16 protein-coding genes are annotated in these 12,932 nt (G+C 74.8%); 14 read left to right on the plus strand and 2 right to left on the minus strand.

What is annotated here, in order from left to right:
* Positions 1–57: 57 nt before the first annotated feature.
* From IPM45_13510 to IPM45_13535, 6 genes are all read left to right on the plus strand, one after another.
* Positions 58–708 carry an SCO family protein gene (locus tag IPM45_13510; GenBank protein MBK9180551.1) on the plus strand — a complete coding sequence of 217 codons (651 nt, stop codon included), beginning with the start codon at positions 58–60 and terminating at the stop codon, positions 706–708.
* Positions 708–1,343, plus strand: coding sequence for a copper chaperone PCu(A)C (locus IPM45_13515; GenBank protein MBK9180552.1), 636 nt, complete (start codon positions 708–710; stop codon positions 1,341–1,343). The genes IPM45_13510 and IPM45_13515 overlap by 1 nt, the downstream gene beginning before the upstream one ends.
* A gap of 1 nt (position 1,344) precedes the next feature.
* The gene (locus IPM45_13520) at positions 1,345–1,731 is read left to right on the plus strand and encodes a cytochrome c (GenBank protein MBK9180553.1); all 387 of its coding nucleotides are present in this window, start codon (positions 1,345–1,347) and stop codon (positions 1,729–1,731) included.
* Positions 1,732–1,805: 74 nt separating this feature from the next.
* Positions 1,806–2,321: a (2Fe-2S)-binding protein gene (locus IPM45_13525; protein ID MBK9180554.1), complete on the plus strand. Its 516-nt coding sequence runs from the start codon at positions 1,806–1,808 to the stop codon at positions 2,319–2,321.
* Entirely contained in the window at positions 2,288–4,675 is a 2,388-nt protein-coding gene (locus IPM45_13530; protein ID MBK9180555.1) for a molybdopterin-dependent oxidoreductase, read from the plus strand. Before IPM45_13525 ends, IPM45_13530 begins: the two co-directional genes overlap by 34 nt.
* Positions 4,672–5,493 carry a xanthine dehydrogenase family protein subunit M gene (locus IPM45_13535; GenBank protein ID MBK9180556.1) on the plus strand — a complete coding sequence of 274 codons (822 nt, stop codon included), beginning with the start codon at positions 4,672–4,674 and terminating at the stop codon, positions 5,491–5,493. Before IPM45_13530 ends, IPM45_13535 begins: the two co-directional genes overlap by 4 nt.
* A 144-nt stretch (positions 5,494–5,637) precedes the next feature.
* On the opposite strand, the gene IPM45_13540 is transcribed toward IPM45_13535, so the two are convergent.
* A complete protein-coding gene (locus IPM45_13540; GenBank protein ID MBK9180557.1) occupies positions 5,638–5,988 on the minus strand; it encodes a Dabb family protein in 351 nt (116 codons plus the stop codon).
* A gap of 94 nt (positions 5,989–6,082) precedes the next feature.
* Between IPM45_13540 and IPM45_13545 the strand changes: the two genes are divergently transcribed.
* The 4 genes from IPM45_13545 to IPM45_13560 are packed head-to-tail and all read left to right on the plus strand — an operon-like array spanning position 6,083 to position 9,229.
* Complete coding sequence (locus IPM45_13545) at positions 6,083–6,997, plus strand: MoxR family ATPase (GenBank protein MBK9180558.1); 915 nt, start codon at positions 6,083–6,085, stop codon at positions 6,995–6,997.
* Positions 6,994–8,130, plus strand: coding sequence for a VWA domain-containing protein (locus IPM45_13550; GenBank protein ID MBK9180559.1), 1,137 nt, complete (start codon positions 6,994–6,996; stop codon positions 8,128–8,130). Before IPM45_13545 ends, IPM45_13550 begins: the two co-directional genes overlap by 4 nt.
* Complete coding sequence (locus IPM45_13555; GenBank protein ID MBK9180560.1) at positions 8,127–8,444, plus strand: XdhC family protein; 318 nt, start codon at positions 8,127–8,129, stop codon at positions 8,442–8,444. The genes IPM45_13550 and IPM45_13555 overlap by 4 nt, the downstream gene beginning before the upstream one ends.
* 2 nt (positions 8,445–8,446) lie before the next feature.
* A complete protein-coding gene (locus IPM45_13560; GenBank protein ID MBK9180561.1) occupies positions 8,447–9,229 on the plus strand; it encodes an XdhC family protein in 783 nt (260 codons plus the stop codon).
* A 23-nt stretch (positions 9,230–9,252) separates the two neighbouring features.
* Here IPM45_13560 and IPM45_13565 read toward each other — a convergent pair whose 3' ends face one another.
* Positions 9,253–9,741 (minus strand): hypothetical protein, encoded by a 489-nt coding sequence (locus tag IPM45_13565; protein MBK9180562.1) that lies wholly within the window; start codon positions 9,739–9,741, stop codon positions 9,253–9,255.
* 56 nt (positions 9,742–9,797) lie between these two features.
* Between IPM45_13565 and IPM45_13570 the strand changes: the two genes are divergently transcribed.
* The 4 genes from IPM45_13570 to IPM45_13585 are packed head-to-tail and all read left to right on the plus strand — an operon-like array spanning position 9,798 to position 12,874.
* Positions 9,798–10,964 (plus strand): acyl-CoA/acyl-ACP dehydrogenase, encoded by a 1,167-nt coding sequence (locus IPM45_13570; protein MBK9180563.1) that lies wholly within the window; start codon positions 9,798–9,800, stop codon positions 10,962–10,964.
* A 7-nt stretch (positions 10,965–10,971) separates the two neighbouring features.
* Positions 10,972–11,583: a DUF1707 and DUF2154 domain-containing protein gene (locus IPM45_13575; protein MBK9180564.1), complete on the plus strand. Its 612-nt coding sequence runs from the start codon at positions 10,972–10,974 to the stop codon at positions 11,581–11,583.
* Entirely contained in the window at positions 11,580–12,137 is a 558-nt protein-coding gene (locus tag IPM45_13580) for a nucleotidyltransferase family protein (protein ID MBK9180565.1), read from the plus strand. The genes IPM45_13575 and IPM45_13580 overlap by 4 nt, the downstream gene beginning before the upstream one ends.
* Positions 12,128–12,874 carry an SRPBCC family protein gene (locus tag IPM45_13585; protein ID MBK9180566.1) on the plus strand — a complete coding sequence of 249 codons (747 nt, stop codon included), beginning with the start codon at positions 12,128–12,130 and terminating at the stop codon, positions 12,872–12,874. Before IPM45_13580 ends, IPM45_13585 begins: the two co-directional genes overlap by 10 nt.
* Positions 12,875–12,932 lie beyond the last annotated feature (58 nt).

Here is a 12,932-nt window from a genome sequence, read left to right on the forward strand (position 1 = left end):
GCGTGCCCGTGGTCACCCGACTTGGATCGGCCCCACGAGCCGGGCCACCATGGCTGGATGCGCTGGGCCACCACGGCGGGGACGCGCCGAGCCGTCGGCCTCGTCGGGGCCCTGGCGGCGCTGCTGGCGCTCGTCGCCTGTGGCGAGCGGACGAGCGCCCAGCGCGCCGGCGCCCTCCAGGGCACCGAGCTGGCCGTTCCCGCCGACAAGCCCGACTTCGTGCTCACCGACACCGAGGGCCGGCCCTACGACTTCCGGTCCGAGACCGCAGGGGTCACGACGCTGCTCTACTTCGGCTACACGAACTGCCCCGACATCTGCCCGGTCCACCTGGCCAACATCGCCTCGGTGCTGGCCGCCGACCCGCTGACCGCGCAGAGCGTGAAGGTGGTGTTCGTGTCGGTCGACCCCCAGCGCGACACCCCCGAGGAGCTGCGCGCGTACCTCGACCACTTCGACTCGCGCTTCGTGGGCCTCACCGGCGACCAGGCCACCCTGGTGGCGGCCCAGGAGGCCGCCGGCGTGGCGCCGGCGATCCTGGGCGAGCCCGACGAGAACGGCTTCTACACCGTTGGCCACGCAGGGCAGCTCCTCGCCTACGCGCCGGACGGCAAGGGCTACGTGGTGTACCCCTTCGGCACCCGCCAGACGCAGCTGGCCCACGACCTCCCCCTGCTCGCCGAGCTGCACCCCGCCCCCACCTCCTGATGGCCGACGAAAGGATCCCCGTGCGCTCCCACCGCACCCTCCTCCTGGCCGCAGCGGTCGGCTCCAGTCTGCTGGTGGCCGCCTGCGGCGGCGACGACGACACCGCGGCGACCACTCTCGACCCGGGCGCCGCCACGACCACGGCGGCCCCCACCGACACCGAGACGGCGCCGGCCCCCATCGAGGTGCTCGATGCCCGCCTGCCCGAGCCGGCCGGCGCCAACGCCGCCGTGTACCTGGTGATCCGGAACGCGGGCGACGCCGACGACACCCTCGTGGGTGCCTCGACCGACGTCGCGGCCCGGGCCGAGCTCCACCGGTCGACGATGCAGGACGGGCTGATGACGATGGAGCCGGTGAGCGGCGGCATCCCCCTGCCCGCCGGCACCGACGTGGTGCTCGAGCCGGGCGGGCTCCACGTGATGCTGTTCGACGTGCAGGCCCTCGACGAGGGCGACACGCTCACGCTCACGCTCGAGCTGGCCCAGGGCGACCCCGTCACGGTCGACGTGCCGGTCACCGCGCTCGTGCCCCCGACCGAGGGGGACATGGGTGGCGGCATGGGCGGCGACCCCGGGCACGGGGGCATGGGCGAGGACGGCGGCACCGCCACGACCGCCGAGACGGCGGGCTGACGTGCGCCGCCGGACGTTCGTCGGGGTCGGGGTCGGGGTCGCCGCCGTGCTGCTCGGCGCCTGCGGCGGCGAGCCGGAGCCGCCCCTCAGCGCCGAGGGGCAGCAGGGCAAGGAGGTCGCGGGCCGGTACGGCTGCACGAGCTGCCACAGCAGCAACGGCCGCTCGGGCATCGGGCCGACCTGGCTGGAGGCGTGGGGCTCGGAGGTGGAGCTGTCGGACGGCAGCACGGTCACCTTCGACGACGCCTACGCCGAGCAGGCGATCCGCGACCCCGGGTCGCAGGTGGTCGACGGCTACCGCAACATCATGCCCACGGTGGGCCTCTCCGACGAGGAGATCGCGCTGGTCGTCGCGTACCTGCGCGACCTGGGCCAGCCTGCCGGCTGAGCACACCCGGTCGGGCGCGGCACGCCGACCGCGGGTGGGGCATGATGCGGCCGGACCCGTCGACGACAGGGGGGGTGGTCCGCTTGCGAGTGACCGTCACGGTCAACGGCACGGCGCACGAGCACGACGTCGAGCCGCGCCTTCTGCTCGTGCACTACCTGCGCGACGTCGTGGGTCTCACCGGCACGAACGTCGGCTGCGACACGTCGTCGTGCGGCGCGTGCACGGTGCTGGTCGACGGTGAGTCGGTCAAGAGCTGCACGATGCTCGCCGTCCAGGCCGACGGAACGGTCGTCACGACCATCGAGGATCTCGCCCGCGACGGTGCCCTGCACCCCATGCAGCAGGCCTTCCACGAGCACCACGGCCTGCAGTGCGGCTTCTGCACGCCGGGCATGGTGATGGCGGCGGTCTCGCTGGTCGACGAGAACGAGACGCTCGACGAGCAGGCCGTGCGCGAAGGCCTCGAGGGCAACCTGTGCCGTTGCACCGGCTACCACAACATCGTGAAGGCCGTCCTGGCCGGCGCGGTGGCCATGAAGCGGAGGCCTAGGCCATGGCCGTCACCGACGCCCCGGCGGCGCGGGTGATCGGCACCCGCCTGCTGCGCAAGGAGGACCCGGCCCTCCTCACCGGCGAAGCCAGGTTCACCGACGACCTGCAGATCCCCGGCGCCCTCCGCATGGCCGTGCTGCGGAGCCCGTTCGCCCACGCCCGCATCCGCGGCATCGACACGTCGGTGGCCGCCGGCATGCCCGGGGTCGTCGCGGTGTTCACCGGCGCCGACCTGCGCGACCTGTGGGCCGCGCCCATGCCGTGCGCCTGGCCGGTCACCGAGGACATGAAGAACCCCGAGCACTACCCGCTGGCGATCGACACGGTCTGCTACGCCGGCGACGGGGTGGCGGTGGTCCTGGCCCGCACCGACGTCGAGGCCCGGGACGCGCTCGACGCCATCGACGTCGACTACGAGCCGTTGCCCGCCGTGGTCGACCTCGAGGACGCCCTGTCCGACCGGGTGCTCGTCCACGACGCGCTCGGCACCAACACCAGCTACGTCTGGGAGCTCCACACCGACGCCGAAGCGGTGGAGCGGGCCTTCGCCGAGGCCGTCCACACGGTGCAGGAGCGCTACGTCCAGCAGCGGCTGATCCCGATGGCGATGGAGCCGCGGGCGTGTGCCGCCGTTCCCCAGCCCTTCGGCGGCGACCTCACCCTGTACTCGGCGACCCAGATCCCCCACATCCTCAAGGTGATGACCGCCGTCACCCTGGGCCTGCCCGAGCACCAGCTCCGGGTGGTGGCGCCGGCGGTGGGCGGCGGGTTCGGCTCCAAGCTCGACGTGTACGCCGAGGAGCTGCTGTGCGTGGCCCTGGCCCGCAAGCTGGGCGTGCCGGTGCGCTGGGTCGAGGAGCGCACCGAGAACGCCCAGGCCACCATCCAGGGGCGCGGGCAGATCCAGGAGATCGAGCTGGCCGCCGACGCCGACGGCCGGGTGACCGCGGTGCGGGTGCGCCTGCTGGCCGACATGGGCGCGTACCTCCAGCTGGTCACGCCCGGCATCCCGCTGCTCGGCGCGTTCTTGTACTCGGGCGTCTACGACGTGCCCGCCTACTCGTTCACGTGCACCTCGGTCTTCACCACCCTGACGCCCACCGACGCCTACCGGGGAGCCGGCCGGCCCGAGGCCACGTACGCCATCGAGCGGGCCATGGACGCGCTGGCGGCCCGGGTGGGCCTCGACCCCACCGAGCTGCGGATGCGCAACTTCATCACCGCCGACCGGTTCCCGTACACCGCGCCCACCGGGCTGGTGTACGACTCGGGGAACTACGAGGGCGCCCTGGTGCGGGCCAAGGAGCTGGCCGGCTACGGCGAGCTGCGCGCCGAGCAGGCCCGCCGGCGGGCCCAGGGCGGCACCCGGCACCTCGGCATCGGCGTGTCGTCGTACTTCGAGATGTGCGGCCTGGCCCCCTCGCGGGTGCTGGCCTCGCTGAACTACAGCGCGGGCGGGTGGGAGTCGGCGACGGTGCGGATCCTGCCCACCAACAAGGTGCAGGTGGTCACCGGGGCGTCGCCCCACGGCCAGGGCCACGAGACGTCGTGGGCGATGATCGTGGCCGAGCGCCTCGGGGTGAGCCCCGACGACGTCGACGTCCTCCACAGCGACACCGCACTCAGCCCCCTCGGCCTCGACACGTACGGGTCGCGGTCGCTCGTGGTGGGCGGGGTGGCGATCGACATGGCGCTCGACAAGGTGGTCGAGAAGGCCCGCGCCATCGCCGCCCATCAGCTCGAGTGCGCCGAGGACGACCTCGAGCTCGATGCCGGCACCTTCCGGGTGAAGGGCTCGCCCGACAAGGAGCTCGCCCTGGCGGCGATCGCCTTCGCGGCGTTCACCGCCCACGACCTGCCCGACGGCATGGAGCCGAACCTCGAGGCCCACGTCACGTACGACCCCCCGAACTTCTCGTGGCCCTTCGGCACCCACATCTGCGTGGTGGAGGTCGACGAGGAGACGGGCCAGGTCGACGTGCTGCGCTACGTCGCGGTCGACGACTGCGGCAACCAGGTGAACCCCATGATCGTCGAGGGCCAGGTGCACGGCGGGATCATCCAGGGTCTGGCCCAGGCCCTTTTCGAGGAGGCGGTCTACGACGAGGACGGCAACCTGAGGACGTCGACGATGGCCGAGTACCTGGTTCCGGCCGCGTCCGACGTGCCCGCCCTCGTCACCGACAGCACGGTCACGCCCAGCCCGACCAACGCCCTCGGCGTGAAGGGCATCGGCGAGGCCGGCACCATCGGTTCCACCCCTGCGGTCATCAACGCCGTGGTCGACGCCCTGTCGCACCTCGGCGTCACCGACGTCCCCATGCCGGCCTCGCCCCTCCGGGTGTGGTCGGCGATCCAGGCCGCCCGTCACGCCGGAGGTTCGCAGTGATCCCCGCCCCGTTCGACTACCAGCGCGTCTCGTCGGCCGACGAGGCGCTGGCCGCGCTCGCCGAGCACGGCGAGGACGCCAAGATCCTCGCCGGCGGGCACTCGCTGCTGCCGCTGATGAAGCTGCGGCTCGCCGCCCCCGCGATGCTGGTGGACGTGGGCCGGGTGGACGACCTGTCCTACATCCGCGACGCCGGCGACCACATCGCCATCGGTGCCCTCACCCGGCACGCGGCGGTCGAGCACTCGGACGTGCTGCGCGAGCACGTGCCCCTGCTCGCCCACGCCGCCGGCCACGTGGGCGACCCGCAGGTCCGCCACCGCGGCACCCTGGGTGGCACCCTCGCCCACGGCGACCCGGCGTCCGACCTCCCGGCCGTGGCCCTCGCCCTGGGCGCCACCGTCGTCGCCCGCTCCAGCCGCGGCGAGCGCACGATCCCCGTCACCGAGTTCTTCCAGGGCTTCCTCGAGACGGCGCTCGAGCCCGACGAGCTGCTCACCGAGGTTCGCGTGCCCAAGGTGACGGGAGCGGGCTGGTCGTTCCAGAAGTTCAACCGGCGGGCCCAGGACTGGGCCATCGTCGGGGTCGCGGCGGTGCACGACGGCAGCACCGGGATCGCCCTCGTGAACATGGGGTCGACGCCGGTGCGGGCCAGCGCGGCCGAGGCCGCCCTGGCCGCCGGTGCGTCGGCGGCCGAGGCCGCTGCCGTCGCCGATCAGGGCACCGAGCCCGGCGCCGACCTCAACGCCAGCGAGGAGTACCGCCGCCACCTGGCCCGGGTGCTGGTGCGCCGAGCGCTGGAGGAGGCCGGCGCGTAGCCGCCGGTCGCTCCGGACGCAGGCGGGGCCGGCGACCACGGGCGGAGCCCGCGATCACGGCCCCCGCGCCGTTCTCCGTCGGAGAGGTGCCGCAGACGGGTTCGATCGGGACGCAGAACCGCGGTGGGGGTGTGCCGGGGCCGGTCAGTCGAGCCGGAACTGCACGGCGCTGCGCCCCGCCAGGATGGGTCGGATGCGGGCCAGTCGCACCTGCTCGTGGGCGGGGTGGCGGTCGTAGGCCCGGAAGGCGGCGTCGTCGTCGAAGTCGGCCACGATGGCGAGGTCGGCGTTGTGCATCGAGAGGCGCAGGTCGGGACCGACCTGGTAGCTGCGGATCTCGGGGATGAGCGCCGGGAGCTGTCGCAGATCGTCGATCACGGCCTGCACCTGCTCGTCGGTGACGTCCTCGACCCAGCTCAGCACGACCACGTGACGGATCACCCCGACCTCCTCGTCGGCCCCCGGCGCGGGCCCCTCGGGGGCCTGTCGCGACACCGTACGTTCTGCGACGGCCGGCGCGCCTCCCCGCCGGCCGGCGAGCCCGGTCGGGGAGGCGCGGGGGACGGGGTGAGCCCGTACGCTGGCCCGGATGCCCTTTCCGGCCAGCACCCCCGACGGCGTCGCCGCCGCCCTGTCGGCCCACGACTACCTCGCCGACGAGGGCCTCGCCACGGCGATCTTCCTGGCCCTCTCGCTGCACCGGCCGCTGCTCCTCGAGGGCGAGGCCGGCGTGGGCAAGACCGAGGTGGCCAAGGTCCTCAGCCGGTGGACGGGCGGCGAGCTGGTGCGCCTGCAGTGCTACGAGGGCATCGACGTCGCCCAGGCGGTGTACGAGTGGGACTACGCCCGCCAGCTGCTGCACCTGCGGGCCGCCGAGGCCACCGGCGACGCGGCGCGCGAGGGCGCGGACCGGCTCGAGGACGAGCTCTACTCCGAGCGGTTCCTGGTGCGTCGCCCGCTGCTGCGGGCCATCGCCCACGGCGAGGGTCCCCCGCCGGTGCTGCTCATCGACGAGGTCGACCGGGCCGACGACGAGTTCGAGGCGTTCCTGCTCGAGATCCTCTCCGACTACGCGGTGACGGTGCCCGAGCTCGGCACCTTCCGCGCCCTCGAGCCGCCGGTCGTCGTGATCACGTCCAACCGCACCCGTGACGTGCACGACGCGCTGAAGCGCCGGTGCCTCTACCACTGGGTCGAGCACCCCGACTTCGAGCGCGAGGTCGCCATCGTGCGGGTACGGGCGCCCGAGGTGGGCGATGCGCTCGCTCGGCAGGTCGCGGCGGCGGTGGAGACCATGCGGGGCCTCGGGCTCTACAAGCCGCCCGGCGTGGCCGAGACGATCGACTGGGCCCAGGCGCTCGCCACGCTCGGGCGGTCCCAGCTCGACGAGGGGTCGGTGGCGGTCACCCTCGGCACGGTGCTCAAGTACCGCGAAGACCAGGCGCGCGTGCACGACCACGGGCTGCCCGACCTCGTGCGGGCGGCGATGGCGAGGGGGGCGTGAGCGGCGCGGGCCCGACCACCGCGCCCGAGCGCCTGGCCGTCGGCTTCGCGCGGGTGCTGCGGGGGGCCGGGCTCGACGTCCCCGTGGGCTCGGTGCTCACCTTCGTGGAGGCGCTCGGGGCGGTGGGCGTGACGCGCCGCGACGCGGTCTACTGGGCCGGCCGGACCACGCTGGTGCGACGCCCCGAGGACGTCGACCTGTACGAGCGGGCCTTCGCCGCCTTCTGGGAGGGTGCGCCGGGCGCCGGCCCGCCGGCCCCGCCTGAGGTGCAGCGCATCGCCCTGTTGCTCGACGCCGAGGACGAGCCGGCCGGTGGGGGCGAGCAGCCCGACGACGGCGGAGAGCCCCCCGACGCCACCCTCGTGGTGCGCTTCAGCGGCCACGAGGTGCTCCGCCACAAGGACTTCGCGGCGTGCTCCCGCTCCGAGCTGGAGGAGGCGCAGCGGCTCATGGCCGACCTGCGCCTCGCCGGTGCCCTGCGGCGGTCGCGCCGGCTCCGGCCCTCGAGGCGGCTCCGCGGCCGGCCCGACGTCCGCCGGACGGTGCGGGGCGCGCTGCGGGCGGGTGGCGAGCCGGTGCGGCGCGCCCACCTCGAGCCCGACCGCCGCCCCCGGCGGCTGGTGCTCCTGCTCGACGTGAGCGGCTCGATGGAGCCCTACGCCCGGGCCCTGCTGCGGTTCGTCCACGCGGCCGTGGTGGGCCGCACCCGGGTCGAGGCCTTCACCCTGGGCACCCGGCTGACGCGCATCACCCGCCAGCTGGCGAGCCGCGACCCCGACCTGGCGCTGGCGTCGGCCGGTCGGGCGGTGGCCGACTGGTCGGGTGGCACCCGCCTGGGCGAGGGCCTGCGGGCCTTCAACGACCAGTGGGGGGTGCGGGGCACGGCCCGGGGCGCGGTGGTCGTGGTGCTCTCCGACGGCTGGGACCGCGGCGCGCCCGAGGTGCTGGCCGAGCAGATGCAGCGGCTGCGGCGGGTGGCCCACCGGGTGGTGTGGGTGAACCCGCTCAAGGCGACACCCGGCTACGCGCCGCTCGCCCGCGGGATGGCGGCCGCGCTCCCCTACGTCGACGAGTTCGTGGAGGGCCACTCGGTGGCCTCGCTGGAGCAGCTCGCGGAGGTGATCGCACGATGAGAGAGGTGCTCGACGACATCGAGCGCTGGCGGGCGGCGGGCAAGCGCGTCGCGGTGGCCCGGGTCGTGAACGTGGAGGGCTCGGGGCCCCGAGACCCGGGCGCGGCCATGGCCGTGAGCGAGGAGGGCGAGGTGGCCGGTTCGGTGTCGGGCGGCTGCGTCGAGGGAGCCGTGGTGGAGGAGGCCCTGCGGGTGCTCGGCGGCGACGGGACGCCCCGGCTCGTCACGTTCGGGTACAGCGACGACGAGGCCTTCGCGGTGGGCCTCACGTGTGGCGGCACCATCCACCTGTTCATCGAGCCCCTCGACTGGTAGCGGTGGCGCTCTACGAGACCCTGCGGGACGCGCTCCGGGCCGACGAGCCCGTCGCCCTGGTCACGGTGATCCGCGGCCCGGGGCTGGGGGCGAAGCTCCTGGTTCGGCCGGGCGAGCCCCCGCTCGGCACGCTGGGCCACCCCGAGCTCGACCGGGTGGTGGCGCGCGACGCCCTGGCCGAGCTGGATGCGGGTCGCACGGGGGTGCGGCACTACGGCGCCGCCGGCCAGGCCAACGAGGCCGACGTCGACGTCTTCGTCGAGTCGTTCGCACCCCCGCCCCGGATGGTGATCTTCGGGGCCGTCGACTTCACGGCTGCGCTGGCACGGGTGGCCAAGGTGCTCGGCTACCGGGTCACGGTGTGCGATGCCCGCGAGGTGTTCGCCACGGCCAGGCGGTTCCCGATGGCCGACGAGGTGCTGGTGGAGTGGCCCGATCGGCTGCTGGCCCGGCTCGGCCCCCGGCTCGGGCCGCGCGACGCCGTCTGCGTCCTCACCCACGATCCGAAGTTCGACGTGCCCGCGGTGGTGGGTGCGCTGGCCAGCGACGTGGGGTACCTGGGGGTGATGGGGTCGCGGCGGACGCACGAGAAGCGCCTCGAGCGGCTGCGGGAGGCCGGCGTGACCGACGAGCAGCTGGCGCGGGTGATGGCGCCGATCGGTCTCGACATCGGGGCGCGATCCCCCGAGGAGACGGCGGTGTCGATCTGCGCCGAGGTGATCGCCCGCCGCACCGGGCGGGACGCGCCGTCGCTCCGCGACACCGACGGCCCCATCCATCGCTGACCGGGCGGGCGCGCCCGCTCAGCTCAGGGCCGGCGCTGCTTGGCCAGCACGATGGCGGCGGCGAGCGGCTCGGGTTCCTGCGAGCCCAGCAGCACGCGCCGTCCGTCGGTGAGCACCAGCTGCACCCCCCGGTCTCCGGACACGTTGTAGGCCTTCCTGGCGCCGATCCCCCTGATCCCCCACCCCCCGTACTCGCGGATGGGGCGGTACGTGACGGCCTCGGCCGAGGCGATGTCGTCGAGCGCGATCCGCCGACGCCGGAGGGGCCGGTAGTCGATCAGCACCGACTCGTCGTCGACCACGAGCACCAGGCGGTTGACGGCGAAGAGCAGAGGGATCAGGAGCCCGCAGAGGACCCACACCGGCCCGGCGATCCACCACGTCGTGTCGGCCGCCTCGGAGCGGAGGAGGCCCACCGCCGCGGCCCACGAGGCAACCGCGGTCAGCGCCACCAGCGCCCAGAGCCAGACCTGACGGGGCCGTTGCTCCTCGCGGTAGCGCACCGTGGCCACGGCTCCAGGCTGGCATGCGACGGATCCCCGCGACGGCGGGTCGGTAGCGTGGGCCGATGGACTTCGCCCCGGACGACGACCACGAGGCGATCCGCGACGGGGTGCGCCGGGCGTGCGCCCGCTTCGACGACGCCTACTGGCGGCGCTGCGACGAGGCCCACGAGTTCCCCTGGGACTTCTACCGGGCCATGGCCGACGGTGGCTGGGTCGGCATCGCGATCCCCGAGGCCTTCGGGGGTGGGGGTCGGGGGATCACCGAGGCGTCGATCGTGCTGGAGGAGGTGGCCGCCTCGGGCGCGGCCATGAACGGCTGCTCGGCGATCCACCTGTCGATCTTCGGCATGAACCCCGTGGTCAAGCACGGCTCGCCCGAGCTGCAGGGCCGCTACCTGCCGCGGGTCGCGTCCGGCGACCTGCACGTGGCGTTCGGGGTGACCGAGCCCGACGCCGGCACCGACACCACCGCCATCACCACCACCGCCCGGCGCGACGGCGACACCTACGTCGTGCGGGGCCGCAAGGTCTGGACCACCAAGGCCCCGTACTGCGAGAAGGTGCTGCTGCTGGTGCGCACCACCCCGCTCGAGCAGTGCGCACGCCGCACCGACGGCCTCACCCTGCTGCTCGCCGACCTGCAGCGCGCCGAGGTCGACATCCGGCCGATCCCCAAGCTGGGGCGCAACGCGGTGGTGTCGTGCGAGGTGCGCTACGACGACCTGCCGGTGCCGGTGGGCGACCGGGTGGGCGACGAGGGCCACGGCTTCCGCTACCTGCTCGACGGCCTCAACCCCGAGCGCATCCTCGTCGCCGCCGAGGCCCTGGGCATCGGCAGGGCCGCCGTCCGGCGGGCAGTGCAGTACGCCAACGACCGCGTGGTGTTCGGCCGCCCGATCGGCAGGAACCAGGGGGTGGCCTTCCCCCTCGCCGAGGCCCACGCCCGGCTCCACGCGGCCGAGCTGGCGGTGCGCCAGGCGGCCTGGCGCTACGACCACGGCCTGCCGTGCGGCGAGCACGCCAACCTGGCCAAGTGGCTGGCCGCCGACGCCGGCTTCCAGGCCGCCGACCAGGCCGTGCAGACCCACGGCGGCTTCGGCTACGCCACCGAGTACGACGTGGAGCGCTACTGGCGGGAGGCCCGCCTCATGCGGCTGGCGCCGATCTCGCAGGAGCTGGTGCTGGCCTACGTCGCCGAGCACGTGCTCGGCCTGCCCCGGTCGTACTGAGGCGGTCGTGGGCCTCCCCGATCGAGCCGGCCACGAGCGCGTGGGCGACCCCGAGCGCGAGCAGGTGGTCGAGGCGCTGCGCGTCCACTGCTCGGAGGGCCGTCTCGACCTCGACGAGTTCGGCGACCGGGTCGGCGACGTGTGGCGGGCCCGCACCCGCGCCGAGCTCGACGAGCTCACCGCCGACCTCCCCGCCCTGCCCGACCCTCCGGCCGCCGAGGTCCACCCGGCCGACCGCCCGCCGGCCCGGCGCCTCGCCCGCCGCTGGGCCCTGGGCATCCTGTCGGGCAACCGGGTGCGGGGGCGGTGGCTGCTCGACGACCACGTGCACGCGCTGGCCGTGGTGGGGCACTGCCAGCTGGATCTGTGCGACGCCGACATCGTCGGCGACGAGGTCACCGTGTACGTCGTGACGTTCCTCGGCGGCGTCGAGGTGCTGGTGCCCGAGGGGGTGCCGGTGGAGGTCGGCGGGGTGGCCCTGATCGGCAGCATCGACGAGCGGGTGCGGAAGATGGAGCCCCTGCCGAGCATGCCGCTGGTGCGGGTGCGGGCCTTCTGCGTGCTGGGCGGGGCGACGGTGCGGTCGCACCGGATGCGGCGCGGCCTCCGGCGCCCGTGACCGTCGCCGCCGTGGTGCTGGCCGCGGGCGGGAGCACCCGCTTCGCCGGGGGCGCGGCCAAGCTGCTGGTCCCGTTCCGGGGGCGCCCCCTGGTGTGGTGGGCGGTCGAGCACGCTCGCGCCGCCGGCCTCGACGAGACGGTGGTGGTGGGCGGTGCGGTCGACCTGCGGGCGGCGCTGCCCGAGGGCGTGGTGCTGCTCGCCAACCCCCGGTGGGCCGACGGGCAGGCCACGTCGCTGCAGGTGGCCCTGGGCCACGCCCGCGCCCGGGGCCACCTGGCCGTCGTGGTGGGCCTGGGCGACCAGCCCCTGGTGCCGCCCGAGGCCTGGCGGGCGGTGGCGGCGTCGGCCGACGCCGTCGCCGTGGCCACCTACGGCGGGCTCCGCCGCAACCCTGTCAGGCTGGGCGCCGAGGTGTGGGACCGGCTGCCCGTCGACGGCGACGAGGGGGCGCGGGTGCTGATGCGCCGGTGCCCTGCGCTCGTCGGGGAAGTACCGTGCCTGGGCAACCCGGCCGACGTGGACACGGTGGAGGACCTGGCGCGATGGAGCTGACGAACGAGTTCAGGGTGGAGGTGCCGATCGACCACGCGTGGCACACGCTCACCGACGTGGAGCGCATCGCCCCCTGCCTGCCCGGCGCCCAGCTCCAGGAGATCGAGGGCGACGAGTACCGCGGCATCGTGAAGGTGAAGGTGGGCCCCATCACCGCGCAGTACAAGGGGGTCGCCCGGTTCCTCGAGAGGGACGACGTCAACCACCGGGCCGTGTTGCGGGCCGAGGGGCGCGAGACGCGCGGTCAGGGCAACGCGGCCGCCACCATCACCGCCGACCTCGCCCCCGACGGCGACGGCACCAGGGTCACCGTCCTCACCGACCTGCACGTCACCGGCCGGGTCGCGCAGTTCGGGCGCGGGGTGCTGGCCGAGGTCAGCGCCAAGCTGCTCGACCAGTTCGTCGATCAGCTGCACGACACGGTCCTCAAGGCCGAGGAGCCCGTCGCCGAGCTCGAGCCCGCGGCCGGCCCGTCGGGCGCCCTCGAGCCGGGCGCCGGGCCCGCAGGGCAGCTCGGTGCGGCCCCGCCGCCCTCCGGGGCGCTCGGCTCGGCGGCCCCGCCCAGCGCCGTCCGGCGCATCGACCACCCCGAGGTGGAACCCGTCGACCTGGTGGGCGCGGCCGGCGCCTCGGTGGCCAAGCGCCTCGTGCCCGCGGCGATCGTGGCGCTGCTCCTCGTGCTGCTGTTCGGGGCGCGGTGGCGCCGCCGCCGGCACCAGCGCGGCTGCCGCCGATGACGCTCGCCGCCGACGACCCGGCTGCCGACGACGCGGCCGCCGACGACCTGGCCGCCGA

This window comes from Acidimicrobiales bacterium (assembly GCA_016716005.1).
Taxonomy (GTDB): Bacteria; Actinomycetota; Acidimicrobiia; order Acidimicrobiales; family JADJXE01; genus JADJXE01.

What these genes read in the sequence shown, in the direction of transcription:
- IPM45_13510 (MBK9180551.1), top strand. Translation starts at nt 58, where the DNA reads ATGCGCTGGGCCACCACGGCGGGGACGCGCCGAGCCGTCGGCCTCGTC.
- IPM45_13515 (MBK9180552.1), top strand. Translation starts at nt 708, where the DNA reads ATGGCCGACGAAAGGATCCCCGTGCGCTCCCACCGCACCCTCCTCCTG.
- IPM45_13530 (MBK9180555.1), top strand. Translation starts at nt 2,288, where the DNA reads ATGGCCGTCACCGACGCCCCGGCGGCGCGGGTGATCGGCACCCGCCTG.
- IPM45_13545 (MBK9180558.1), top strand. Translation starts at nt 6,083, where the DNA reads ATGCCCTTTCCGGCCAGCACCCCCGACGGCGTCGCCGCCGCCCTGTCG.
- IPM45_13555 (MBK9180560.1), top strand. Translation starts at nt 8,127, where the DNA reads ATGAGAGAGGTGCTCGACGACATCGAGCGCTGGCGGGCGGCGGGCAAG.
- IPM45_13570 (MBK9180563.1), top strand. Translation starts at nt 9,798, where the DNA reads ATGGACTTCGCCCCGGACGACGACCACGAGGCGATCCGCGACGGGGTG.
- IPM45_13585 (MBK9180566.1), top strand. Translation starts at nt 12,128, where the DNA reads ATGGAGCTGACGAACGAGTTCAGGGTGGAGGTGCCGATCGACCACGCG.